25 protein-coding genes and 1 tRNA gene are annotated in these 24,484 nt (G+C 35.2%); 12 read left to right on the top strand and 14 right to left on the bottom strand.

The window, feature by feature from the left end; genetic code table 11:
* Positions 1–242 precede the first annotated feature (242 nt).
* From trxA to I5168_RS02285, 3 genes are all read left to right on the top strand, one after another.
* Positions 243–542, top strand: coding sequence for a thioredoxin (gene trxA / locus I5168_RS02295; protein WP_431472318.1), 300 nt, complete (start codon positions 243–245; stop codon positions 540–542).
* 60 nt (positions 543–602) lie between these two features.
* On the top strand, positions 603–1,991 hold the full coding sequence (locus I5168_RS02290; protein WP_431472317.1) for an alpha/beta hydrolase family protein: 1,389 nt from the start codon (positions 603–605) through the stop codon (positions 1,989–1,991).
* A 64-nt stretch (positions 1,992–2,055) separates the two neighbouring features.
* Positions 2,056–2,712, top strand: a complete 657-nt coding sequence (locus tag I5168_RS02285; protein WP_431472316.1) for an O-methyltransferase — start codon at positions 2,056–2,058, stop codon at positions 2,710–2,712.
* Here I5168_RS02285 and I5168_RS02280 read toward each other — a convergent pair.
* The 7 genes from I5168_RS02280 to I5168_RS02250 form a co-directional block, all read right to left on the bottom strand.
* The gene (locus tag I5168_RS02280; RefSeq protein ID WP_431472315.1) at positions 2,662–3,243 is read right to left on the bottom strand and encodes a phosphatase PAP2 family protein; all 582 of its coding nucleotides are present in this window, start codon (positions 3,241–3,243) and stop codon (positions 2,662–2,664) included. The two genes, I5168_RS02285 and I5168_RS02280, sit on opposite strands and share 51 nt — an antisense overlap.
* Complete coding sequence (locus I5168_RS02275; RefSeq protein WP_042276117.1) at positions 3,243–3,518, bottom strand: Sec-independent protein translocase subunit TatA/TatB; 276 nt, start codon at positions 3,516–3,518, stop codon at positions 3,243–3,245. Before I5168_RS02275 ends, I5168_RS02280 begins: the two co-directional genes overlap by 1 nt.
* 84 nt (positions 3,519–3,602) lie before the next feature.
* Complete coding sequence (locus tag I5168_RS02270; RefSeq protein WP_431472314.1) at positions 3,603–4,412, bottom strand: hypothetical protein; 810 nt, start codon at positions 4,410–4,412, stop codon at positions 3,603–3,605.
* 116 nt (positions 4,413–4,528) lie between these two features.
* The gene (locus tag I5168_RS02265) at positions 4,529–6,835 is read right to left on the bottom strand and encodes a M1 family metallopeptidase (RefSeq protein ID WP_431472313.1); all 2,307 of its coding nucleotides are present in this window, start codon (positions 6,833–6,835) and stop codon (positions 4,529–4,531) included.
* 58 nt (positions 6,836–6,893) lie between these two features.
* A complete protein-coding gene (locus tag I5168_RS02260) occupies positions 6,894–7,412 on the bottom strand; it encodes a DUF6702 family protein (protein WP_431472312.1) in 519 nt (172 codons plus the stop codon).
* Between the two features lie 50 nt (positions 7,413–7,462).
* The gene (locus tag I5168_RS02255; protein ID WP_431472311.1) at positions 7,463–8,008 is read right to left on the bottom strand and encodes a hypothetical protein; all 546 of its coding nucleotides are present in this window, start codon (positions 8,006–8,008) and stop codon (positions 7,463–7,465) included.
* Position 8,009: 1 nt separating this feature from the next.
* A complete protein-coding gene (locus I5168_RS02250; protein WP_431472310.1) occupies positions 8,010–8,930 on the bottom strand; it encodes a carboxypeptidase-like regulatory domain-containing protein in 921 nt (306 codons plus the stop codon).
* Between the two features lie 179 nt (positions 8,931–9,109).
* Between I5168_RS02250 and pepE the strand changes: the two genes are divergently transcribed.
* The 8 genes from pepE to I5168_RS02210 all read left to right on the top strand — a co-directional run bounded on the left by pepE (position 9,110) and on the right by I5168_RS02210 (position 19,030).
* Positions 9,110–9,823, top strand: coding sequence for a dipeptidase PepE (pepE, locus tag I5168_RS02245; protein WP_431472309.1), 714 nt, complete (start codon positions 9,110–9,112; stop codon positions 9,821–9,823).
* Between the two features lie 11 nt (positions 9,824–9,834).
* Positions 9,835–10,119: a GNAT family N-acetyltransferase gene (locus I5168_RS02240; protein ID WP_258150476.1), complete on the top strand. Its 285-nt coding sequence runs from the start codon at positions 9,835–9,837 to the stop codon at positions 10,117–10,119.
* Positions 10,098–10,658 (top strand): GNAT family N-acetyltransferase, encoded by a 561-nt coding sequence (locus I5168_RS02235; protein ID WP_431472308.1) that lies wholly within the window; start codon positions 10,098–10,100, stop codon positions 10,656–10,658. Before I5168_RS02240 ends, I5168_RS02235 begins: the two co-directional genes overlap by 22 nt.
* 76 nt (positions 10,659–10,734) lie before the next feature.
* Positions 10,735–12,909 (top strand): DUF5686 family protein, encoded by a 2,175-nt coding sequence (locus I5168_RS02230; RefSeq protein ID WP_431472307.1) that lies wholly within the window; start codon positions 10,735–10,737, stop codon positions 12,907–12,909.
* 78 nt (positions 12,910–12,987) lie between these two features.
* Positions 12,988–15,375 (top strand): efflux RND transporter permease subunit, encoded by a 2,388-nt coding sequence (locus I5168_RS02225; RefSeq protein ID WP_105018229.1) that lies wholly within the window; start codon positions 12,988–12,990, stop codon positions 15,373–15,375.
* Between the two features lie 88 nt (positions 15,376–15,463).
* Complete coding sequence (gene asnS / locus I5168_RS02220; protein ID WP_431472306.1) at positions 15,464–16,900, top strand: asparagine--tRNA ligase; 1,437 nt, start codon at positions 15,464–15,466, stop codon at positions 16,898–16,900.
* A gap of 79 nt (positions 16,901–16,979) precedes the next feature.
* Entirely contained in the window at positions 16,980–18,434 is a 1,455-nt protein-coding gene (gene rpoN / locus I5168_RS02215) for an RNA polymerase factor sigma-54 (protein WP_042276098.1), read from the top strand.
* Entirely contained in the window at positions 18,434–19,030 is a 597-nt protein-coding gene (locus I5168_RS02210; RefSeq protein ID WP_431472305.1) for a hypothetical protein, read from the top strand. The genes rpoN and I5168_RS02210 overlap by 1 nt, the downstream gene beginning before the upstream one ends.
* A gap of 6 nt (positions 19,031–19,036) precedes the next feature.
* On the opposite strand, the gene I5168_RS02205 is transcribed toward I5168_RS02210, so the two are convergent.
* From I5168_RS02205 to I5168_RS02175, 7 genes are all read right to left on the bottom strand, one after another.
* Positions 19,037–19,759 carry a porin family protein gene (locus tag I5168_RS02205; RefSeq protein ID WP_431472304.1) on the bottom strand — a complete coding sequence of 241 codons (723 nt, stop codon included), beginning with the start codon at positions 19,757–19,759 and terminating at the stop codon, positions 19,037–19,039.
* A gap of 134 nt (positions 19,760–19,893) precedes the next feature.
* Positions 19,894–20,514, bottom strand: a complete 621-nt coding sequence (locus tag I5168_RS02200) for an ExbD/TolR family protein (RefSeq protein ID WP_105018564.1) — start codon at positions 20,512–20,514, stop codon at positions 19,894–19,896.
* Positions 20,515–20,709: 195 nt separating this feature from the next.
* Positions 20,710–21,195: an ExbD/TolR family protein gene (locus I5168_RS02195; protein WP_042276095.1), complete on the bottom strand. Its 486-nt coding sequence runs from the start codon at positions 21,193–21,195 to the stop codon at positions 20,710–20,712.
* A 2-nt stretch (positions 21,196–21,197) separates the two neighbouring features.
* On the bottom strand, positions 21,198–21,830 hold the full coding sequence (locus I5168_RS02190) for an ExbD/TolR family protein (protein ID WP_042276092.1): 633 nt from the start codon (positions 21,828–21,830) through the stop codon (positions 21,198–21,200).
* A 3-nt stretch (positions 21,831–21,833) separates the two neighbouring features.
* Positions 21,834–22,307 carry a hypothetical protein gene (locus I5168_RS02185; protein WP_042276090.1) on the bottom strand — a complete coding sequence of 158 codons (474 nt, stop codon included), beginning with the start codon at positions 22,305–22,307 and terminating at the stop codon, positions 21,834–21,836.
* Positions 22,308–22,333: 26 nt separating this feature from the next.
* On the bottom strand, positions 22,334–23,113 hold the full coding sequence (locus tag I5168_RS02180; RefSeq protein WP_042277240.1) for a MotA/TolQ/ExbB proton channel family protein: 780 nt from the start codon (positions 23,111–23,113) through the stop codon (positions 22,334–22,336).
* A 207-nt stretch (positions 23,114–23,320) separates the two neighbouring features.
* Positions 23,321–23,402: transfer RNA gene (locus I5168_RS02175), tRNA-Leu, on the bottom strand.
* Between the two features lie 129 nt (positions 23,403–23,531).
* Between I5168_RS02175 and I5168_RS02170 the strand changes: the two genes are divergently transcribed.
* On the top strand, positions 23,532–24,473 hold the full coding sequence (locus tag I5168_RS02170) for a ribose-phosphate pyrophosphokinase (protein WP_042277238.1): 942 nt from the start codon (positions 23,532–23,534) through the stop codon (positions 24,471–24,473).
* Positions 24,474–24,484 lie beyond the last annotated feature (11 nt).

Here is a 24,484-nt window from a genome sequence, read left to right as displayed (position 1 = left end):
CTTGAAATCCAAGAATGGGCAAGCACCAGTTTGATTGGTAATATTTTATTATATAAGCTGGGTAAGGATTATGGATGGGATTGGATATGGATTGTAGCTTTATTTATTTCAGCATTCTCCCTTTATCTAATGTTTTACTCTTTAAAGCAATATCGAAAAATTACCTTCTCATGGTTGTTTAAAACTGTTTTGGTAATTTGTTTTACCGCATATCTTTTTTTTAATCATTTAATAGACTAATTATGGCAAAATTTTCTGAACTCATTAATAAAGATACACCGGTACTTATAGATTTTTATGCCACTTGGTGTGGACCATGTCAAACCATGATGCCAGTGCTCGATCAACTTAAAATGGATCTAGGAGAGAAAGTTACAATCCTAAAGATTGATGTTGATAAAAATCAAGCCCTTGCCGCACAATTTCAAGTACGAGGAGTACCTGCCTTTATGATATTTAAAAATGGAACCCAGCAATGGCGCGGTAGTGGTGTGCAACCGTTACACGAGCTTAAAAGTCAATTGTCCAAACATATGAATTAAATTTATTGTAACTTTTTAATCTAAAAAGCTACCTATCAATGAACTAATCAACAACCTGCTATGAAAAATAAAGTACTTTTTTTAGGATTATTATCTATATTGATAGGGAACGCACAAGAGTTTGCGGGTAACTGGAATGGGCAACTAGGACCATTACCTCTTAACCTGAATTTTGAGCAGGTGGAGTTAGGATATGTAGGTAAATTACAAAGTCCTAAGCAATCTAAAAATTACGCTTCGTTAGATGAGGTCAAAATAAACGGTGATAGTATCTCATTCAAATTAAGTGCTTTTCAAATTGTGTATAAAGGAATAAAAAAAGGTGATTTAATCGAAGGTACCTTTACACAAGGTGGAATGTCAAACGCACTAAGCTTAAAAAAAGGATTGTATTTAAATCAAGCCTCAAGACCTCAAACACCCAAAGCACCCTTTGATTATAAGATTGAAGAAGTTTCTTTTAAAAATAAAACAGCAGGTGATATTAAATTATCAGGCACGCTTACATTACCCCAAAAAGTTAAAAATCCTCCTGTTGCAATTTTAATTTCAGGATCAGGTCCACAGGATCGCGATGAAACGTTGTTAGATCACAAACCATTTGCGGTTATTGCAGATTATTTTGCAAAAAATGGAATCGCGGTTTTACGTTATGACGATCGCGGCACGGCCAAATCTGAAGGTGATCACAGTACTGCCACTAGCGCCGATTTTGCCACAGATGTATACGCAGCAGTAGCATTTCTTAAGAAGAGAAAGGATATAAATACCTCACAAATAGGATTGATAGGTCACAGTGAAGGTGGTATGATAGCGCCTATGGTTATAGCCGATCATCCTAAAGACATTGCATTTTTCATATCGATGGCAGGAACAGGAACTACTGGTGTACAAGTTCTAAAAACACAAATACGTAAATCGGCGCTGTTACAAGGTCAACCTGAAGCAGCTGTTGAAGAAGGAATGAAAATAATGGATGCTGTCATTGATGAAATGGCTAAAGATGGAGTAAAGGATTTATCTATTGATCAAAGAAAGAAGATCATCCTTAAAACGATTGAGACTAAAAGGAGTCAGGTTGATCCTTTGATTGCCGCAGAATACTCTGATCAAACAGCACAATCTCTTGCCAATCAATTCAGCACTGATTGGTTTGTGTATTTCATGAATTATAATCCTGTTGACGACGTTGCAAAAATTAAGGTACCAACTTTAATAATGAATGGCTCGATAGATTTTCAAGTCATACCTGAAATTAATGTGCCGCCGGTTGAAAAAGCTTTAAAAGATTCTGGAAACAACGATGTTACAGTTAAAATTTTTCCTGGTTTAAATCATTTGTTCCAAAATGCTACTACCGGTGCAGGATCAGAATATTTTGAAATCGAGGAGACAATAGCGCCAGTAGTCTTAGAAACCATGGCGACTTGGATTAACAAACGATTTTAATGTTGCTACAAAACTCTTAAGCGTAATCGGTACTTTTGCGTGAATAAAATTCCAAAGTATTAGCATGTTTTTTTTACCTCAAGATCTAGATGATTATATAGTAGCTCATTCTCAAAATGAACCTCAAATTTTAAAAGATCTTAGTCGAGAAACTTATCAAAAAGTGCTTCAGCCCATTATGCTTTCTGGTCCTTATCAAGGTCGAGTGTTAAGTATGATTTCTAGTTTGATAAGCCCCAAACGTGTGCTAGAAGTTGGTACTTTCACAGGTTATTCTGCACTATGTCTTGCCGAAGGTATGCCAGAAAATAGCGATCTAGTTACTATAGATATCAATGAAGAGCTAGAACCCTTATGTAGCAGGTATTTTTTACGCTTTCGCGAAAGCGTAAAGAAAATTAATTTCATTCAAAAAATAGGTCCAGCGCTGGATATTATACCCGAATTAGAAGGCTATTTTGATTTAGTATTTATTGATGCTGATAAGCCAAACTATGTAAACTACTTTCATCAAATTATGAAGAAAGTGCGGCCTGGTTCTTTAATAATTTCTGATAATGTTTTGTGGCACGGTAAAGTGGTCGAAACTGTAAAGAAAAAAGATCTATCGACACCTGTGCTTCTCGAGTATAATAAGTTGTTGAAGGAAGATCCTAGGTTGCAAACTGTTCTATTGTCGGTGCGTGATGGTCTTACTCTTTCTCGTGTAATAAAGAGCTAGTTTATAACCTAGACAACCTAAAATACTACCTGCGATAGCACCTACAATAACATCGGCAGGATAATGTACACCAACCATTATTCTAGATAGTGCAAATAAAATAGGCCATAGAAACAAGAGTTTCAAAAAGTGATTTTTTGTAGGCCCAAACAGCATTAAATAAACAAAAAATGTGACAGCAAAACTCACTGCGCTGTGTCCTGACCAAAAGCTAAAGTTTTCTGGACGTTGACTTATTAAAATACTATCTAGTAAAACGGGTTCATTGCTTGGTCGCAATCTTTCCACAGCATTTTTTACCAAGTTAGTAATGAAAAGAGTTATTCCCGCTATCACTGGCAAACAAACGATGAGATAGTAACTCATAGGTTTGTTATATTGTTTGTACAACAAGAAGCTAAAAAAAAGAAAGATAGGTATAGATCGTTCTGGATGCGTTATGAACTCCCAAAATTCTGGTAGGTTGTTAAGAAAAGAATTATTGAGTAGTTTGAGTAATTCTCGATCAATTTCTAAAAGAGATTCCCACATTAAAGTTTACGTTTAATGGAACCGGTTTCTTCAATTTTGTCCTTTACTTCTTCGATTTGCTTTTTGAAATGTTCTACTTCTTTAGAACTAAAGTCATCAGTAGCAGTTTTAGTGATTTCATGTTTAATGTCATCAGTTGCATTGCGAACTGTTTTTATGGCTTTTCCCAGACCACGAGCTATTTCTGGAAGCTTGTCGCTTCCAAATACTAATAACACTACTAATCCTACTAAGAATAGTTCTGGTGTGCTTATAAAAAGTACATGATGAATCATGGGACAAAGATACATTTATAGTATATCGTGTGCAATTACATAATGTTAATGCAGTACGCTTCTTGAGTAATTAATTTTCTAATTTTATAAATAAGAGAATAGGTTATAACTAGTGCTAGAAATACCATTATTAGTGGTAGAAATTTCTCTACTCACTGGCATACCTTCAGAATTTAAGTTGTAGGTGTAAATCATTTCTTGAACGAGCTGTATTGAGCCAGTACTCGTATCGTACTTTTCTTGAGTTAAGGGTAGAAATCTTGATGAAGGTATAAAATCTTTAAAAACAAGTAACCTTATTATATCATTCATATCCTTAAAAGGATTATCATTTAATTCATAAGTAAAGTCGCTAAATCCTGTCGTGTTGTTATTTTCTAGATAGGTTATTCTTTCAATATTAAAGTTTGCATTGATATCAAACACCTCGCTATTTTCTTGTATCACTGAACCATTAGAGCTGGTTGTTATAGAAAGAATTTCATCTACACGATTAAAATTATCTATTTCAAATTGTTGTATTTGATTAGGGTTTGAAACATTGCTGCTTGTAATGATATTTTCATCGTATTCTATACTGTAAGTACTAGTACTTTGATTTTCAATCTTTGTATAATTGATTACTTGGTTGTTTGGTGCGTATTGAAATTGATATGTTTTTGATTGTTGACCAGAGAATACGATCTCAGATATAAGATTTTCATTATCGTATACTATATCAATGTTTGTTACAATATTGCTAGCTGTGTTTTCTGCTATTTGAATTGAACTAAGTCTTACTTTATCGTCAATAGTGGTAATATCGTTATCTCCTTGACTTTGATTATTGGACAATGTAGGATCCTCATCGCAAGAAACCAAAAGTAGAATTAATAGAGTATATAAATATTTCACGTAAAAGCGATTGAATTGGATTGATAATTTTACAACAGAGTAAAAGTACAATTTATGGTAAAACAAAAAGCCAGTTTCTATTGAAACTGGCTTTTTAAACGTTTATAAAACAGAGATTATTGCTTTCTCATTTCTTCAAACTTATCAACTTTAAGCTGTTGTGGCCAGCTGTTGTTTGACACATCAATGTCAGCTGTTTCTAGGTCCGGATCTATAGTAATACCTACGATTTCTTTATCGCTTGCTTTACTTAGACCAACTTCTTTATCATTGTATCTCCAAATTTCTGCTGGATGAGTGACACGTTCTTTAGTACCATCTGCAAACGTGTATTCAATGATAATAGGCATAACTAATCCTCCTGGTTTTTCAACAGTAATTTCATAGAAGTATTTAGGAGCTTTCATTCTAGCTCTTTCTTCGGCTGTGAAATTTTCTTTTAAGTAATCATCTATACCGCTTACTACTTCTCCTGGTTGCTTACCCTTCAAGGCAGCGTCAAAATCTTCGCTATCTTCTTTTACCATGTAAACGAGACCAGCTTCTTTAATACGTTCAACAGGAATGCCGTTTTCTTTAGCATAATCCTTCATAGCTTGGTTCATTTCATTTGAAACATAATATTTGCTTACCTCTTTAAGTCCCATATCATTGAAACGAGTAGTATAGAACCATCCTCTCCAGAACCAGTCTAGATCCATAGCACTTGCATCTTCCATAGAGCGGAAGAAATCCTCTGGTGTAGGGTGCTTGAACATCCATCTTTGAGAATAAGTACGGAATGCATAATCAAAAAGATCACGACCCATTACGGTTTCTCTTAAGATGTTAAGACCAGTAGCAGGCTTACTATAAGCGTTTGAACCAAATTGATACGTATTTAAACCTTTACTCATAATTGGAGCGATGTATCTTTGATCACCTGCCATATAAGGAACAATTTTCGCAGCAGGTCCACGACGAGATGGGTACGCATCTAAACCTTCAATAGCAGCTGGATAATTTTCACCAAAATCTTGTTCGGCAACGTATTGTACAAAAGTATTAAGACCTTCGTCCATCCATGTCCATTGACGCTCATCACTATTAACAATCATTGGGAAGAAGTTGTGTCCAACCTCGTGGATAATTACTGAGATCATACCAAATTTAGTACGATCTGTGTAGTTTCCTTCAGCATCTGGTCTACCGTAGTTCCAGCAAATCATTGGATATTCCATTCCTTGATTCTTTGCGTGAACCGATATTGCTTTGTGGTAAGGGTAGTCAAAAGTCATTCTACTGTAGGACTTTAAAGTTTGCGCTACTGCATATGTGGACCATTGCTCCCATAATGGATTACCTTCTGGCGGATATATAGAAACAGCCATAACATCTTTATCACCTACCTTAACAGCCATAGCATCTGCTACGTAACGACGAGATGAAGTCCATCCAAAGTCACGTACATAATCAGCCTTGAATTCCCAAGTTTTAGTTTTAGTAGCACCTGGCATCATTGCAAGTTTCTCAGCCTCTGGTTGAGTTCTTATTATAACAGGTTTGTCATAACTTTTTGTAGCCTGCTCATAACGCTTTAATTCTGTTTTAGAATAAACGTCTTTTCTGTTTTCTAACTTACCAGTTGCATCAACCCAGTGATCTTCTGGTACAGTAAGGTTTACTTCAAAAGTTCCGAATGGTAATGCAAACTCATCACGACCCCAGAATTGACTATTCTGCCATCCTTCAACGTCGTTATACACACACATGCGAGGATAAAACTGAGCGATTACATAGGCTCTATGTCCATCAGGAAATTGCTCATATCCACTACGTCCTCTACCATCAACGTGGTTGTTGATGTTGTAGTCCCATTCTATATCAAAACTAAATTTCTCACCTGTTTTTAGCGTTTTAGGTAATTCAACTCTCATCATAGTTTGATTAATCATGTATGGAAGAGCGTTACCTTTTGAATCTAATACTTTCTTTATATTGAAACCACCATCAAACGGTTCTTTCATATATTGAGATGCAAAATCAGACGGACGCATGAATGGATTAACGCCACCACCTTCAATAAGTGCAGACTTAGTATCCTTCTGTCTTACGTTTTGGTCTAACTGCACCCATAGATAGTCTAATGCATCTGGTGAGTTGTTAGTGTAAGTAATCGTTTCATAACCATAAATATGATGATTGGCATCATCTAATTTGATGTCCATCTTGTAGTCTGCTCGTTGCTGATAGTAGGCAGGACCAGGTGCTCCACTTGCACTGCGGTATTGGTTAGGAGTGGAAAATTCTTGGTACAGTTGACGGAACTTGTTGATGTTATAGTGTTCCTCTGCTTTTGGTTCTTCTTGTTGTTCTGTTTCCTGTGCTTGTAAACCGAAGGAAATCATTAACAAACTGAAAAACAAAAATTTAATAGTTTTCATGTTGCAAATTAGGTTTAAGGATTGCTAAAATAAGAAATATACGCACCTTTTATAAAGATTAAGAAAAAGTTAAGGTTTCTTGTGGGCGTTCTTTTGTCATTACCATGCTCTTTCTTTTGTCGTTGATTTTATAATGTACCATATTTTTTTGGTCATCAAACACCTCAAAAAGAGCAGTGAATTTCATTTTAATAGTTTCTGGCATTTTGGTAACCGGTAATTCTATGTAAAGCACAATTTGATCATCAATAAACTCTGCGCCCAATACGTTTACAGTTAGTTCCTTACCATCTACAGTGGCTTCAATTTTGCTTTGAAAATACTTTTCTAAATAAAAATTTAAAGTTTTTAAATCCTTAATTCCATCTAGCTTCACTTCCTTGCCAAAACGATCTTGTAAGGCATCTTCCATATCGTCTATAAAAAATCGACTGGTCATTTGAAGTGCGCTAGCCTTTTGTTTATAAGCGACATTGGAAACTGATAAATAGTATTTATGATCGTTTTGTTTAGTATGCTTTCGCGAAAGCGTAAACAGCATCAAACTACTGGTTACAATTAGAATAAGGTATTTCATACTTACTAGATAAATTTTGCACTTAAAAGTTACAAGTTATGTTCCAAAAATTATAATTGTGTTACGTTACCTAGAAAGATGCCGTGAAAGCGCTCATCAGTATTATAAACAGCATCTATTTCAATGTAGAATCCAGTGCTGTATGGACTTACTCGTATAAAACCTGATTCAAATGCGGTAATCGCATTGAGGTTGTTACCGGTATCATAATTCTCTGAAAAACCTGCATTCACATCACCAATTTCTTGTGTTGAGTTGATTTCATAAGTACCACTTTGTAATGGGGTATTTCGATTGCCAAAAAACTCAAGATCAATGGCAAAGCCTGTACCTGAAAGCGTACCAGAATTTTCTGTGATATTCTCGTCGGTTATCAATAATTGTGTGGAATAAGTGTCGCTAGAAATTTGTAAAAATTCTTCAAGATAAGCCGGTCTTACGCCTTGATTGTCTTGAAGATCGGGACCGTAACAAAAAACATTAAAGGTAATGGGTGGCAATTCTGGCAAATCATCATCATTGCTACAAGAGTTGATCCCTATAATTAAGAGTAAGGATAGCACTAACTTTATTGGGATTAAGTTTTTTGTAGTCATTTTATTGCTTTTTAATGGTTTCTTTCATTTTTAAAGAGTCTGTGGACATTGAGTCAACTTGAATATTAATTTCTTGTGTTGATTCAGTTGGATGATAGTCAGGTAGATTCTTTTTTCTTTTGAATTCTGTTGCGGTCATGTTAAGAAACTGAAGTAAATCTAACTCATTTTGTTTAGAAAACATCTCTTCATTTAATCCTCTGTCCTTGGCATAATACATGAATTCATAGAGGTATTTTTCTTCTAATTTCAAGAATTCAGTTAGGAACTTAGTTTGGTATTTATTTTTAATTAAAATCACGTCAAACTCTTTTTTTTCTTCTACTGGTCCCGAGTTTAAATCAAGAGCGCTCAAAGTACTGTTGAGAACAACTGCACCTAGTAGTCCTACTAGGTTAAACATATTAAACCTGGGCATACTTTGCGCCATGGCTTCGTGCCTTATAGCGTATTCTTCTGGTTGACGTTGACGATCAGAAAAGGTGTTGTCAATACGATCTACTGCTCTTGTACGTACATTAAATTCACTTACTTCGTCTATTTTGGGATCGACGTTGGCAACTTCTTTTACATCTATAAGCATCAAGCTTTCATTAATAACAACCTCATCTAGAACGTTTACTCCTTGCCTAAGCTGTATAGTAGCTTTTTTATCCTCAATAGTTTGCTCAGTAACCACTAAAGTAAGAGGTTCATATTGTACAGCTCTCAAGGTGAGTTTATCACCTGCTTTTACATTCAAATAAAAGATACCATCATCATTAGTGACAGTACCATCAATGCTGTTATTATTAAAAATGGTAATTCCAGATAGTGGTTCTTCTGTTGCGCTTAGAATTTTCCCTTCTATTTGAGTGCGATTATTTTGTGACCATAAAAGGACTGAAAATAATAGGAGACCGATATTAATAATTGCTTTCATAGCTTATTCTATTTAAAACAAAGTTACTCATACTTGTTGCTGTATGACACACTTAAATTAAGCTTTAAGTTAATGTTTGTAAAAAGACTTTACATTAAAGTTTACTTAATTTACAAATACAAGGAGAGATTAACTTGTAATTTTGATGATAATTGTTATTCTTAAAGTGGTAAAAATTTATGCGCAATCTTATTATTGCTAGTACATCTACGATACATGGATCTGGATATTTAGATTATATTAAAGAAGATGTTCTTACAGCCCTCAAAGAAGTTGGAGCTACAAGTCTACTCTTTATTCCATTCGCAAGACCTGGTGGAATTACGCATGAAGATTATACTAAAAAAGTGCAAGTAGCACTAGAAGACACCGGTATTAAGGTAGTTGGTTTGCATGAAGTGAAGGATCCTAAAAAGGCTATTCTTGAGGCCAAAGCAATTTTTACCGGTGGTGGAAATACCTTTGTATTACTTAATGAGCTTTACAAACGAGATGTTTTAACTGCTCTTAGAAAAGCGATATTTTCAGGAACCTTCTATCTAGGAACTAGTGCTGGGAGCAATTTGTGTGGTCTTACAGTTAATAATACTAATGATATGCCTATTATACATCCTCCAAGTCTCAAGGCATTAGGCGTAATAGGTTACAATATTAATCCGCATTATCTAGATCCGGTTTCAGGATCTACTCACATGGGTGAAACGAGAGAAACAAGAATCAACGAGTTTCACACGTACCATCACATACCGGTAGTTGGATTGCGAGAAGGTAGTTACATAAGAGTGTTAGGAGATAAAGAATTGCTCAAAGGTGAATTGACCGCACGAGTTTTTAATAAAGACAATAAACCGGTTGAGGTCTCACCAGATTTTGATTTTGCCACATTAACTTAAATCTTAAACCTATGAATATTGATATAAAACACAATCAAAACGATAGTAGAGGAATCTTCTTTTATAAAAAGGAGGAAAAAACGATGGCCGAACTTACATACTCTCATGAGGATAATGTTATGACCATTGATCATACCGAAGTAAATCCAGATTTAGAAGGTAATGGAATAGGAACTCAATTAGTTCATAAGGCGGTTGAGTATGCTCAAAAAAATAATATGAAGGTTCATCCTTTATGTCCATTTGCTGAAGTTTTATTTGATGAAAACGACCAATGGAGCGATCTAAGGGTTTGATGCCAATATTAGAAACTGAACGATTACTATTAAGGCCGTTTGAGATTTCTGATAAAGAATTTGTGTTTGACTTGCACAAGGATCCTCAGGTCATGCAGTTTACAGGAAAACAACCTATGACAACTGTTCTAGAGGCAAAACTCTTATTAGAAGAAATATTGCATCCAGAAAAAGGTCAATACGCTTCATACCAATTAGGAAGGTATGCCGTTATTGATAAATCTACAGGAAAAAAAATAGGCAGCGCAGGTTTAAATTATACTCAATCTAAAAACATTATTGAGATAGGATATAAATTTTTAAAGGAATTTTGGGGTCGAGGTTACGCAACAGAATCTTGTAAAGCTCTTCTAGATCATGGATTCAATACTAGAAATTTTGATTCAATAGCAGCACATATAGCAGAGGAAAATATAGGATCTCAAATTGTTGCAGAAAGGTTGGGAATGCAAATCCATCATAGGTTTTTATGGGAAGGCGTTATTCCCGGTAGGTTTTATACAATGAGTAAATCAACCTTTCAGGCAAACAATCTGTAGTGTTTAACAATAACAATAATTATAGGTGGATTACTCATACAGTTATTTACTTTTACACCGCGTCTATGCCATTGCTATGAGAAACAGTTTTTTGTTCTTCTTTTTCTTGCCATTCATAATGATGGCCCAAGAGTCTACACCTTTTATCATTCAAAAGGCAGCCGAAAGATTATCGCAAAACGAACTGCTTAATCAAGTAAATAGCTTTAGCTATGAGTCTTATGAGAATTTTAAAATAACTGGTGATCCAGAGGCTTTAACAGGTCCAGGTTATAAAAAAACCGAATTACGTAAGACTTTAAAAAAAACGCAAGTACTTTTTTCAGAGCGTACCATCCTGCATGTATACGATTCAATAAAAGGATATAAAGAGGTAGTAACAGCAGCTCAAATGCCAGGTTTTGAAAAACCTGTATATCCTGTATATACTATCATATTTCAATCCCAGTTTTTAAATCAAAAGGATTATATAATACTTGATCAACGATTTAAAAATCCATTGCATTCTTCAAGAACTCAATTCTACGATTATCAAATCGAAAAAGATTCCGTAATAGAGAACAGAACTGTCTATAAAGTAAATTTTAAACCACAACCTCTTGCAGAAATTCCTAATTTATTAGAAGGTACCGTTTACATAGATGCTGTTAATTATGATGTTGTTCTCTTTGAAATTGATACACCAGGAGAACTCAATATAGAGACTCTTCATAGCTTTACCTACAATACAAAAGCCGGAGTTTGGGTTCCTTTAAAAAGATCTTTGTATGTAAAAAAGCAGAAAACTAAAAAGGAATTGGAGCTTTTTGGTGGTAGGCTAGAGGTAGGTAACGAATCTCCTTCCGAGAATCAAACAGGACAAGATTTGTATATGATTCTAGAAGTGGATTACTTCAATTATGAATTAAATATACCTGTAGATTTTGGAAAGAAAGGTATTCTTACTGAAATCCCTGACGAGGCAATAGGTCGGCCAGAATCATATTGGGATGAATATCGAGATTCAAAAGAGGCCTATACAACAACACAACTAGCTCAATTTACAAACTTGGATAGTGTGGTTACCGCGACCAAGATTAATAGAAAACTAGAAACACTTGATAAGTTTAAGGTGGGCTATTATCCAGTAGGATTTTTTGATATTGATTTAAAGTATCTAGTAAAATACAATGATTACGAGGCGTTTAGATTGGGAGTTGGTGGTCAAACTAATGAGAAATTAAGTGAAAAATGGAGGTTAAGTGGTTACGTGGCCTACGGTACTAAGGATGATCGATTCAAGTATAAAATAAGCGCAGGTTTTAGAATTGACGAAGAAAAAAACACATGGCTCAACCTATATAAAAGTGAGGATATTGCTGAAATAGGTGCCGAAAAATTCTTGACTGATGCACGTGTTTATAGTCTTTTTGAACCTAGACTAATCAATATTCCAACCTTCTTTAAATACAATAGTGTAGGAGCCTCACTACAACAGCGATTATTCCCTTCGTTGATAAGTGAGATCTCGCTTTCGCGAAAGCGAATTACTCAAACAACATTTTATGAATTCAGGCCTAGGGATAATAGTTTTACTAACTATACCTTATCTGAAGTGGTTATAGGTGCGAGGTATAGTCCAGTAAGCACCTTTATGCTTACTCCTAGCGGTTATCAAGAAATAACCCGAGGTTATCCAATATTAAGTGCTCAATACACACAAGGAATAAAAGGATTGTATGGATCAAACTTTAATTACGGAAAGTTGTCTGCCAAAGCAGTATATTTTCAACCTTGGAAGGACAATTCTTTTACTGAATTGCAAGTAGAAGGTCACTACGGCCGTGGCGATATTCCTCTTACCCATCTTTATCATGCTTACCCTAACTCACCTACAAAAGATGAATTATTGCAAAGGTTTTCAGTTGCAGGTAGGCGCAGTTTTGAAACCATGTATTTCAATGAGTTCTTTTCTGATAGATTGATCACAGCACAAGTAAAGCATAGGTTCCCTGCACTTAACATTGCATCGTTTTTAAAGCCTGAGGTTGCCTTTATTACTAGGGCAGCCTTAGGTAGTATGAACAATACTGAAGAGCATATAGGAATTGGGTTTGACACTCTAGAACACGGTTATTTTGAAAGTGGTGTTGAATTAAATAAACTCCTTTTCGGATTTGGATTAAGCTTTTCTTACCGCTATGGGGCTTATCATTTGCCTGATATTGAGGACAATCTTGCGTTAAAATTTACCTTTTATTTAGAATTGTAGCCTTTAGAATAGTTTACACTTGAAATAAGGATTATCACGTGTATAAGATTTACCTTTGCAGCCCATCGGTAAAGACCTATGCATAAATTATTTAGTTTCAGCTTTTGGAATAGTTTAGCGCGATTAATACTGCGCAATCGTGAGGTGATTCTCGGACTTATTGTTCTTGCAACAATTGCCCTAGGAACTCAGTGGAAATACATGAAGTTTTCTCATACTGAGGCTAATTTGCTTCCTGATGATCATCCAGTGAATATTGAGTATGATGAGTTTATTAAACAATTTGGTGAAGAAGGGAATTTAATTATTCTTGGAGCTACCCAAGAGACTCTTAATACTTACGAGAAATTAAATGCTTGGAACCAACTGGCAGATAGTATTTCAAAATTTGAGGAAATCGACTTCGTTTTATCTACCAGTAACTTACCTGTTCTTGAATTAGATGAACCTAGTTCTAGTTTTAAAGTAAACGAATTACTGCCTACAAAATTAAAAAGCGAGGCAGACTATGCCACTTTTAAGAAAAAGCTATTTACCGATTTACCGTTTTACAAAAATTTAATTTATAGTGAAAAGGATAGTGTAATACGTACCGCTGTTTATTTAAAGAAAGACATTGTAAATACAATCACTCGAAAAGAGTTTGTTCTTAATGAATTAGTTCCTTTAATAGATTCTTATAGAAATAATGGACTAGATGTTAGAACATCAGGAATGCCTTACATACGTACCTTAAATGCACAAAATATTGTTGATGAAATAGGTATGTTTTTGTTAGCAGCATTGCTTATAACCTCTGGGTTATTCTTTTTCTTTTTCAGATCGTGGCGCGCAACTTTTATATCTATTGTCACCGTAATAATAGGAGTGATGTGGGCATTTGGATTTTTGGGTCTATTTCGATTTGAGATCACTGTACTCACAGCTATCATTCCTCCTTTAATTATTGTAATTGGGATACCTAATTGCATATTCTTAATCAATAAATACCAGCAGGAAATCAGGAAACACGGTAATCAAGCTCTCTCTTTACAACGAGTCATTACTAAGGTAGGTAATGCTACTTTAATGACTAACCTTACCACTGCAAGTGGATTTGCAACTTTTATTTTTACGCAAAGTAAATTGCTTAAAGAATTTGGTATTGTAGCAAGTATCTGTATCGTTACCATATTCGTTTTAAGCTTGATGATTATTCCTATCATTTATAGCTATTTACCGTTGCCTAAGGAAAAACATCTTAAGCATTTAGGAAAAACGTGGATCAACAGTTTTGCCAATTGGTTAGGTGTTATGGTGAAGAACTATAGAATCGCTATTTATATTACCAGCGTTGTTGTCCTTATTCTCAGCTTCATTGGGATGTATCAAATTAGAGTTTCTGGAAGTTTAATTGAGGATATGCCTAAAAGCATGGGCTTTTACAAGGATATTAAATTTTTTGAAGAAAGTTTTGATGGTGTCATGCCTGTTGAAATTGTCATCAATACCAAGAAAAAGAAAGGTGTTAATAAACCAAAAACGCTTAAAAAGATTGACAAGTTAGAAGAGCATATCATTGAAACACCCGAGTTGTCCAGACCAATGTCGGTAATTTCATTAATTAAGTTTGCAAAACAGGCTTTCTATCAAGGTGATCCCGAGTTCTTTGATCTGCCAACAAGCAATGAACGTTTATTTATGGCTAAATTTCTCAAGAATAGTAATGGAGAAGTAGGTTTGATGAAAAGTTATGTGGATAGTACAGGTCAATACGCACGCGTGACAACTTTCATGAAAGATATGCCTACTGAACGTCTTGAGTATGTAGAAGAAAATTTAAGAGCAAAACTTGAAACCCTTTTTCCTGTTGAAGATTATGAAATTACCTTAACGGGTAAAGCGCTTGTATTTCAAAAAGGAACCAATTACTTAATTAATAATTTGATTTTGTCATTATCCTTAGCCATTTTATTAATAGCGTTGTTTATCGCATTTATGTTTAAGTCGCTTAGGATGATTTTTGTTTCGATTGTACCTAACTTACTTCCTTTGTTAATGACTGCTGGATTAATGGGTTTCATAGGTGTGCCCATAAAAGCTTCAACAATCTTGGTTTTTTCAATAGCCTTTGGAATTTCTGTTGATGATACTATTCACTTCTTAGCTAAGTATAGGCAAGAGCTTATGGCAAATAATTGGAAAATTAAGAAGTCTGTTTATAGTGCCTTAAAAGAAACTGGAGTTAGTATGTTTTATACTAGTATCGTTTTGTTTTTTGGATTTTCTACATTTACCATATCAAGTTTTGGAGGCACAGTTGCACTAGGAGCTTTGGTAAGTGCAACCTTGTTATTTGCTATGTTGTCCAATCTTTTGTTGTTGCCTAGTATGTTGTTATCACTAGAACGCAGCATTGCAAATGAACGTACATTTAAAAAACCAGCCATTCCTATTATCGCACCAAAATCTGACGAAGAAGAATAGGACGCGTATCTCTAGTGTAATTCGTTGCAGCAATTATTGTTCATAGAGTGCATAAAATCTATATTTGCCATTCAAGTTATTCCTAGAAATGAAAAGAATAGTAGATATTTTAAAGGACGATCCTAGTATGGTTGAAATTACCGTTAAAGGATGGGTGCGCAGTTTTAGAAACGATAGATTTATAGCGATTAATGACGGTTCGACCATAAAGAATTTGCAAGCAGTAATAGATCCTGAAAAAATAGATCAAGCTGTAAGAGATCAAATTACAGTAGCATCTGCCGTGGCAGTTACAGGTAATTTAGTCGAAAGTGAAGGAAAAGGACAACGTGTAGAACTACAAGCTAATTCGGTAGAGATTCTTGCAACCGCAGATTCTGAAGAAGTAGCAAAAACAATTTTGTCTCCTAAAAGGCATAAATTGGATACACTAAGAGAACAAGCTCACTTACGCGTGCGTACTAATACCTTTGGAGCAGTAATGCGTGTAAGAGCGGCCTTATCTTTTGCTATCCATAAATATTTCCAAGAAAAAGGATTTTATCAAGCTCATACACCAATCATTACTGGTAGTGATGCTGAAGGAGCTGGAGAAATGTTTCGCATTTCTACCTTAGATACAAAAAATCCTCCGCTTACAAAAGAAGGGGAAATAGATTACTCAAAAGATTTTTTTGGTAAAGAAACCAACTTAACTGTTTCAGGACAGTTAGAAGCAGAAACTTATGCCATGGGATTAGGTCAAGTATATACCTTTGGACCTACCTTTAGAGCAGAAAATTCAAATACATCTCGACATTTAGCCGAATTTTGGATGATTGAACCTGAAGTAGCGTTTAATGATCTAGATGCAAACATGGATCTTGCCGAGGATTTTATTAAAGAAGTAATTAAGTATACCATTGAACAATGCGCCGATGATTTAGAATTTCTAGAGCAACGATTGGTTAATGAAGATAAGCTCAAGCCTCAAGCAGAACGTAGTCCTATGCCGTTACGTGAAAAGTTAGAGTTTGTTTTAAAAAACAACTTTAAACGAGTTTCTTATACCGAGGCGATAGATATACTTAAAAACTCTAAGCCTAATAAGAAGAAAAAGTTCAACTATGTCATAGAAGAATGGGGAGCAGATCTTCAATCGGAACATGAACGTTATCTAGTTGAAAAACATTTTAAGTGTCCCGTGATTCTTTTTGATTATCCAGCAAAAATTAAAGCCTTTTATATGAGGTTAAATGATGATCATAAAACTGTGCGCGCCATGGATATCTTATTCCCTGGAATTGGTGAAATTGTTGGTGGTTCTCAACGTGAAGAGCGTTATGACGTTCTTAAACAAAAAATGGATGACATGGGAATTCCAGAAGAGGAACTTTGGTGGTATCTAGAGATGAGAAAATTCGGTAGTGTAGTACATAGCGGATTTGGATTAGGATTTGAACGATTGGTAATGTTTGTTACAGGAATGGGTAATGTACGTGACGTAATTCCTTATCCTCGCACACCAGGAAATGCTGAATTCTAACTAAATAATTCACAAAAATCAAACTTAAGCCTGTGATCACACAGGCTTTTTTTATTTTTACAAGTAAGAATATTTGTAAATGCTTAAGCAAACACTCAATTTTAAACTTTCTCAAAAGCTGTCTCCGCAGCAAATTCAACTCATGAAATTGATTCAACTGCCTACACAGGCATTTGAACAACGAGTTAAATCTGAACTTGAGGAAAATCCAGCGCTTGATAGTGGTAAGGAAAAATCAGAAGATGAGTATGACTCACTTACTAACGATGATTTTGATCAAGATAATGAAACCATCGAGGCAGATATCAATGTTGATGAATATTTAAGCGACGACGAGATACCAGAATATCGTACGCAATCTAATAACTATAGTGCGGATGAGGACGAGAAAAGTGTTCCTTATGCAGCAGGAAAATCATTTACTCAAACCCTTCTTGATCAGCTTAATACCAGGCGATTATCCGATCAAGAAGCTAGTATCGCGCAATTTTTAGTAGGTAGCATAGATGGTAGCGGTTACATACGTAGGTCATTGGAGGATATTGCAGATGACCTAGCCTTTACCATGAACGTTTACACCGATGTGGATGAGGTAGAAAAAGTGTTGCGTATCGTACAACAGCTAGATCCTGCTGGAGTAGGAGCACGTAGTTTGCAGGAGTGTTTATTGATTCAGCTTTCGCGAAAGCGTAATTCCCCAGATACTGAGCTTGCAATTAAATTGATTAGAGACAGTTTTGACGCTTTCAGTAAGAAGCATTATAAAAAATTACTTTCTAAATACAACGTAAGTGAGGAAGAATTGCGTGATGCTATTGAAGAAATAGAGCATTTAAACCCAAAACCTGGAGGCTCATACGCTGGTGGCAGTACAAAAATCGTAGAGCAAGTTGTTCCAGATTTTACAATTAGAATTAAAGACGGCGAGTTAGAACTTACTCTAAATGGTCGTAATGCTCCAGAGCTACACGTGTCTAGAGACTACTCTAACATGCTTAAAGGTTATAAAGAGGCAAAGGAGAAGACTAAGTCTCAAAAGGACGCTGTGATGTTCATAAAACAAAAGCTTGATAGTGCAAAGTGGTTCATTGAGGCAATAAAGCAACGACAAGAAACACTGTTTGTAACGATGTCTAGCATTATGCATTATCAAAAAGAATATTTCCTTACAGGTGATGAACGTAACTTACGTCCTATGATTTTAAAGGACATCGCCGATGAAATTGGTATGGACGTTTCTACCGTGAGCCGTGTAGCAAATTCAAAGTATGTGGACACACCTTATGGAACAAAGTTGATCAAGGAATTTTTCTCGGAATCCATGACTAATACAGACGGAGAAGAGGTTTCTACTAGGGAAATAAAGAAAATACTAGAAACTGTAATTAATGAAGAGGATAAGAAAAAACCTCTTACAGATCAAAAACTAGCTGAGATTCTTAAGGAAAAAGGTTATCCTATAGCCAGAAGAACGGTAGCTAAGTATCGTGAGCAGCTAGATATTCCCGTAGCAAGATTGCGTAAAGAGATCTAATGCAGGAGCGCTTTTTTAAGATATGGAGCGTCGTGACAAATCCTATATGGATTCCTTTTGTTGTGTCGTTTTGGTTTCTTAGTTATAATACCTATGATAATGATCAGCAAGTTGATGTCAAGTTGTATTTGATAGGATTGCTTACCATTATTATCCCGTTGTTGATTTATGTAATATTAAAGATACTTGGTATAGTTCAATCTATAGATTTAAAAACATCAAAGGAACGCACCTGGCCACTTATTTGTTATACGATATTGATTGTGATCGTAGCACGTGGCGGCTTTAGAGATGGATTTCACACACCCTTGTATTATTTCTTTATCGGGATTGTAGTTGCTTCATTTATCGCAGCAGTTCTCTCTTTTATGAGGTATAAAATAAGTTTGCATATGATGGGAATAGGCGGATTGCTAGGTTTTGTGTTTGTTCTTTTATTCACAATGAATCTACCGTTGTTGTATTTAATAGCTGGTATAAGTATAATAGCTGGGTTTACAGCGTCTGCACGATTATATTTAAAAGCACATTCTAATCACGAAATAATATTTGGCTTTTTGACCGGTTTGATTACTCAAATTTATATTGGGGTTTAATACGTATTATAGAATGTAAAATTCTATTCCAAATTTTATCGGTTGAAGATTGATAGAATCGTTATTTATTTGTGCGTTTTCATTAAATAATGGATTTAGGTTATACATCACAAAAGCGTTAAAACTTCCATTACCGATGCTTAAAGTTGCAGCAAATCTAAATTTTTCTAGTTCTGGAATGTCTTTTAAAACTCTTGTAACTCCATCGCCTTGAAAGTCGGATTTGTGATGAAAGATATACCCTAGTCTTACACCAGAGTAGATACGCCAAAAGGTATATTCTGTAGGAGTAGAAGTACGCCATCTAAATTGTATGGGCATCTCAATTAGATTGGTGTGTAAACGATTGCGATCTACATCAATGTCGTCATCAATAATCTGATAGGTTGTTTTACCGCTTTCATCGGTATTAATAAATAAGTTGGAATTATATCTATTTGTGCTGTATCCTAAACCTATACCTATGGCAATATTTCTTTTTTTATTAATTGGCATGTCTCTAATAAACCCTAAATGTAAACCACCTGAAAATCCATTTTGAGAAAACTCATCGGGTTCATTATTGATTAGATTAAAAGTTAGTCCTACATATATTTGATCTTCTCTATACAATGAATCATTTACGCTTTCTGGTATTTTCTCAAATTCTTGTGTTTGAACAGTGGTATCCTGTCCAAAAGAGATATAACTAACAAGAAAGATAATTAGTAAAAGCGAGTATGTTCTCATAAGGTTTTTTTTGCCGTAAGCAAGTTACTAATAGTAAAAGAAAATATGTGACTATAAAATTGTAATTATTTGACAATGCAAGATTATACAATATATTAAAGTCACATATTAGCCATATAGTTATTGATTTGAGATTATTCAATTTTTACAGGTTCAGCCTCCGATAGCTTTCCTGGAAAGAGATCTTCAACCAGTTCAATTTTTCTTTTCAATTCGAGAAATTCTGGTGAGTTTAAATCGTTTTGCGGCCAATTTTGACGTTCTAGCTTCAATGCTTTGTAGCTCGTGTTAAAAAGTCTTAGAGCCTCTCTGTCTCGTAAATGGTTATATGCTTTGATAAGTTGATCAGTAACTGTCAAATAGGTCTTGTAATCGGTTTGTCGGTCACTTACCAGTGAGATCACTGCCTTATCTGGATTGTCAGAGGATTCTGGATTTCGTTCTCCTTGACAATAATTACAGGTTTTATTTCCAGATCCACCACCATTGTCTAAAAAGGCAATAGCGCTTGTTGTGATGTCTTCTATCTCCATTGGCGATCCTTCAACCATTATTTGATTGTCCGATGTTACTATTACTTGATAAATGTTTCTTTCAGGAATACTAACCGCAGGTGTGTCGTTAGGTTTAGATAACTTTCTTAAGATTCCGGTGTCTGTTTCAATGGTTGTTGTTACTAGAAAGAAGATAAGTAACAGGAATGCTATATCTGCCATTGAGCCTGCATTCACTTCTGGTGCATTTCGTTTTGCCATTTTGATAAAATTTAAGGTTAACATTAATGAGAATTACGAAGCAATAAGTTGATAAAGCTTAGTTATAATTCGTAAGTACTCTCATAACCAAAATCAAAGGTCGTGCCACTGATTATCAGGCAATTGTATGAAATGCAATAAAACAAAAAAAGCCAGTCCCTAGGGACTGGCTTTTAACTTGTATTAAAGTGAAGTTTACTTCTTAATGTTTTTCATTGAATTACCTTCTTTAGAAGTGTAATTAACCTTGAGTGCATAGGCATCTCTAAGTTCTTGTTTAACATCAGTAAGAATACCAACTTTAGAGTTTCTATCTACTTTAAGTGAAACCAAAAATTCATCCTTTTCGTCTTCATTCATTTTATTTCTCTTAGTGTTAACGTAGTCTTGAACTTGTTTAACACTTGAGATTTTATCACCTAGTTGTACTACATCGTTAGTACCAAATTGCTTTTGCATTTTTTCGTTAGGTTTTCCAATGTAAATGAAAGCTACTTTGTTTTTGTCGGATAACTTTTCTACTTCACCTGCAAGTGGAAGATTATTTTCAACGCTTAATTCATTTTCACGCATTACCGTAGCAACCATGAAAAAGAATAAAAGCATAAATACGATATCTGGCAGGGAAGCCGTAGAAATCGCTGGTAAATCACCACTCTTTTTCTTTTTAAACTTTGACATAATTATCCTGCTTTTTGAGGTTCTGCTTCTGATAATTTACCAGGGAACAACTCTTCTACTTTTTCGATTTTCTCAACCAGTTTTTCATAGTCAGGATTATCTTCCTTTTCTGTTTCTGGCCAACCATCCTTTTCTGCTTTTAGCTCTTCGTAAGATACACCATATAGTCTATTAGCTTCACGATTTCTAAGTGTTGTGTAAGCCTTTACTAATTGATCCATTACAGTGATGTACATACTGTAGCTAGCTTGTCTATCATTTACAAGTGAAATCACAGCCTTATCTGGATTATCAGATGATGCTGGATCCTTTTTACCTTGACAGTATCCACAAGCAGTTCTAGGTGTGTCTCCACCACCATTATCTAGGAATTCTATAGCAGCTTTAGTTAAATCTTTAACTTCCATAGGTTTCTCTTCTACTAGTAGCTGGTCGTTTTTATTAACCAGTACTTGGAAGATATTTTTTTCCTTAATTGGTGGAGCTTCTTGCTCTTCTGGCGCAGGTGGCGGTAACTTACGTTTGATACCACTATCAACTTCAATAGTTGTTGTAACTAGGAAGAAGATAAGTAGCAAAAACGCTATATCAGCCATGGAACCTGCATTCACTTCTGGTGCTGATCTTCTAGCCATAATTTATCTTTTTAAAACTTTACTCACTCCAGACCAAACGATAGTACCTACAGCAACTATTGCTAGTATGTAGAATACATATAAAGATGTTCCGATCCATTGTGAGGTGCTCGCAGTTAACTGCTCACCGTCGTCTAACATGATAGCTTCTCCTTGTGCGTTTACTACTGAATTATCAGCAAATGCAAAATAAGAAATTAGAACTACTACTACGAGTAGACCTATTGAGATCAAACTCTTTTTAAGAGTTTCTGGACTTGTAAATAGTCCTTTAAGTACAAATACTACTACAGATAATATGATTATTCCTAAAATGATATAAGATAGATACATCATTGGTGTTACTGTAGAGCTTTGAACTCCGTTCTCATTAAGTTCAATAGCCTCATCACCCACAGCAAGGGTGTAGAAAAAGAATCCAAAAGCCACTAAACCTAGCAAGAGTACAAGATATTTTATTACTTTATGTAATGCCATGGTTTTAGTTTTTTAAGATTCTACTATTAAAGTTTACCGTTTTTGTAGTCAGACAAGATGTCTATCAATGTAATTGATGCATCTTCCATGTCATTTACAATACTATCGATTTTAGCAATGATGTAGTTGTAAAAGATTTGAAGAATAATAGCAACAATCAGACCAAATACAGTTGTAAGAAGTGCAACTTTAATACCTGTTGCAACTAGTGATGGCTCCATAGCACCTGCTTCTGCGATACTATCGAAAGATTTGATCATCCCGATTACTGTACCCATGAAACCAAGCATCGGTGCTAGTGCGATGAATAGAGATACCCAAGAAACATTTTTTTCTAATTGGCCCATTTGAACACCACCATAAGCAACTACAGCTTTTTCTGCAGCGTCTATACCTTCATCTACACGGTCTAAACCTTGGTAGTAGATAGAAGCAACTGGACCTTTTGTGTTTCTACAAACTTCCTTAGCAGCTTCAACACCACCACTTTTAAGCGCGTCTTCTACGTTTGCAGCTAGTTTCTTAGAGTTTGTTGTGGAAAGATTAAGATAAATAATTCTTTCAATAGCGATAGCTAGACCTAAGATAAGACAAAGTAATACAATCGCCATAAACACAGGACCACCTTCTATGAATCGCTTTTTAAGCTCTTGGTGAAAGCTTACCTTTTCTACAGGTTCAGCATTTTGCGTAACAATTGTAGTAATCGCAGCATTAGTAGTAGTTGTTGTAGCAGCAGTTGAAGTGTTTGCCATACCTAGCATCATCATAACCGCAACGAGTAAAATTGAAAGTGATCGTTTCATTTTTAGATATTGATTTATTTGAATTTTCAAGTTAAGGAGGTAAATATATAATATCTCAAACAGATTATACAAGCAAAGGGCTAACAATCGTAAAAAATGACATTAACTTAACATTTATACCTGTATAAGTGTTCCTTAATGTATAGTCAACTTTAAACACTAAAATTTATTGTAAAATAAAAGCCCAACCTTAAGGATGGGCTTTTGTACCTCAGGCCGGAATCGAACCGGCACGCCGTGAAGCATTGGATTTTGAATCCAACGTGTCTACCAATTCCACCACTGAGGCAATAAGTAGAGAGCGCAAAAGTAATAAAAGTAATCATTGTAGCGATATTATTATTAATAAATATGGACAACTCAATATATAATTGTACTTTTGCACGCTCAAAACCAACATCCTATAAAGACTAGAGAAATGAGCTACGCACTTAAGGACGCAAAATTATTCGGCTGTAGGCAAAGTATGGACCTTGCCAAAAGAATTGCTACGGCATATGGTGCCGAGTTAGGTCAGGTTAACTTCTCTACCTTTAGTGATGGTGAGTTTCAACCTAGCTTTGAAGAATCTATAAGAGGTCGTCGCATCTTTATAATAGGTTCCACACAGCCTAGTAGCGATAACCTTATGGAAATGTTATTGATGCTAGATGCTGCAAAAAGAGCAAGTGCAAGACACATCACAGCGGTAATTCCATATTTTGGATGGGCTAGACAAGATCGAAAGGATAAACCACGTGTTCCAATAGGAGCAAAAATGATTGCTAAAGTGCTTGAGACAGCAGGTGCAACAAGAATCATTACCATGGATTTACATGCTGATCAAATTCAAGGTTTCTTTGAAAAACCAGTAGATCATCTTTTTGCGAGCTCTTTATTTGTTCCTCATTTGAAGGAGTTAGCTTTAGAGGATCTTACTATCGCTTCACCTGATATGGGTGGTTCTAAAAGAGCTTATGCTTATGCCAAAACTCTAGAAAGTGATGTGGTAGTTTGTTATAAACAACGTCAAAAAGCCAATGTGATTTCTCACATGGAGTTAATTGGAGACGTGACAGGTAAGAATGTGGTACTAGTTGATGATATGGTAGATACTGCCGGGACATTAACTAAAGCTGCTGATGTAATGATGGAGCGCGGTGCAAAAAGTGTAAGAGCTATTTGTACTCATGCAATTCTTTCTGGTAAAGCCTATGAGAGAATTGAGAATTCTCAATTAGAAGAGTTAATTGTAACCGATTCTATTCCTTTAAGACAGGAGAGTTCTAAAATAAAAGTATTATCCTGTGCAGGACTGTTTGCGACTGTGATGAAAAGCGTGCAACAAAATGAGTCCATCAGCGATAATTTTATAATGTAAATTAATTTAAA

The organism is Nonlabens sp. SCSIO 43208 (assembly GCF_050703575.1).
Classification (GTDB): Bacteria; Bacteroidota; Bacteroidia; order Flavobacteriales; family Flavobacteriaceae; genus Nonlabens; species Nonlabens tegetincola.
This window is presented reverse-complemented; position numbering and strand designations above follow the sequence as displayed.

Excerpts from the sequence above, each read along its gene's own strand:
- I5168_RS02170 (WP_042277238.1), top strand. The coding sequence starts at position 23,532 with ATGAGCTACGCACTTAAGGACGCAAAATTATTCGGCTGTAGGCAAAGT.
- I5168_RS02225 (WP_105018229.1), top strand. The coding sequence starts at position 12,988 with ATGCATAAATTATTTAGTTTCAGCTTTTGGAATAGTTTAGCGCGATTA.
- I5168_RS02205 (WP_431472304.1), bottom strand. The coding sequence starts at position 19,759 with ATGAGAACATACTCGCTTTTACTAATTATCTTTCTTGTTAGTTATATC.
- I5168_RS02290 (WP_431472317.1), top strand. The coding sequence starts at position 603 with ATGAAAAATAAAGTACTTTTTTTAGGATTATTATCTATATTGATAGGG.
- I5168_RS02235 (WP_431472308.1), top strand. The coding sequence starts at position 10,098 with ATGGAGCGATCTAAGGGTTTGATGCCAATATTAGAAACTGAACGATTA.
- I5168_RS02240 (WP_258150476.1), top strand. The coding sequence starts at position 9,835 with ATGAATATTGATATAAAACACAATCAAAACGATAGTAGAGGAATCTTC.
- I5168_RS02230 (WP_431472307.1), top strand. The coding sequence starts at position 10,735 with ATGAGAAACAGTTTTTTGTTCTTCTTTTTCTTGCCATTCATAATGATG.
- I5168_RS02285 (WP_431472316.1), top strand. The coding sequence starts at position 2,056 with ATGTTTTTTTTACCTCAAGATCTAGATGATTATATAGTAGCTCATTCT.
- I5168_RS02210 (WP_431472305.1), top strand. The coding sequence starts at position 18,434 with ATGCAGGAGCGCTTTTTTAAGATATGGAGCGTCGTGACAAATCCTATA.
- pepE (WP_431472309.1), top strand. The coding sequence starts at position 9,110 with ATGCGCAATCTTATTATTGCTAGTACATCTACGATACATGGATCTGGA.
- I5168_RS02200 (WP_105018564.1), bottom strand. The coding sequence starts at position 20,514 with ATGGCAAAACGAAATGCACCAGAAGTGAATGCAGGCTCAATGGCAGAT.
- rpoN (WP_042276098.1), top strand. The coding sequence starts at position 16,980 with ATGCTTAAGCAAACACTCAATTTTAAACTTTCTCAAAAGCTGTCTCCG.
- I5168_RS02265 (WP_431472313.1), bottom strand. The coding sequence starts at position 6,835 with ATGAAAACTATTAAATTTTTGTTTTTCAGTTTGTTAATGATTTCCTTC.
- trxA (WP_431472318.1), top strand. The coding sequence starts at position 243 with ATGGCAAAATTTTCTGAACTCATTAATAAAGATACACCGGTACTTATA.
- I5168_RS02255 (WP_431472311.1), bottom strand. The coding sequence starts at position 8,008 with ATGACTACAAAAAACTTAATCCCAATAAAGTTAGTGCTATCCTTACTC.
- I5168_RS02180 (WP_042277240.1), bottom strand. The coding sequence starts at position 23,113 with ATGAAACGATCACTTTCAATTTTACTCGTTGCGGTTATGATGATGCTA.
- I5168_RS02280 (WP_431472315.1), bottom strand. The coding sequence starts at position 3,243 with ATGTGGGAATCTCTTTTAGAAATTGATCGAGAATTACTCAAACTACTC.
- I5168_RS02260 (WP_431472312.1), bottom strand. The coding sequence starts at position 7,412 with ATGAAATACCTTATTCTAATTGTAACCAGTAGTTTGATGCTGTTTACG.
- I5168_RS02190 (WP_042276092.1), bottom strand. The coding sequence starts at position 21,830 with ATGGCTAGAAGATCAGCACCAGAAGTGAATGCAGGTTCCATGGCTGAT.
- I5168_RS02185 (WP_042276090.1), bottom strand. The coding sequence starts at position 22,307 with ATGGCATTACATAAAGTAATAAAATATCTTGTACTCTTGCTAGGTTTA.
- I5168_RS02250 (WP_431472310.1), bottom strand. The coding sequence starts at position 8,930 with ATGAAAGCAATTATTAATATCGGTCTCCTATTATTTTCAGTCCTTTTA.
- asnS (WP_431472306.1), top strand. The coding sequence starts at position 15,464 with ATGAAAAGAATAGTAGATATTTTAAAGGACGATCCTAGTATGGTTGAA.
- I5168_RS02275 (WP_042276117.1), bottom strand. The coding sequence starts at position 3,518 with ATGATTCATCATGTACTTTTTATAAGCACACCAGAACTATTCTTAGTA.
- I5168_RS02195 (WP_042276095.1), bottom strand. The coding sequence starts at position 21,195 with ATGTCAAAGTTTAAAAAGAAAAAGAGTGGTGATTTACCAGCGATTTCT.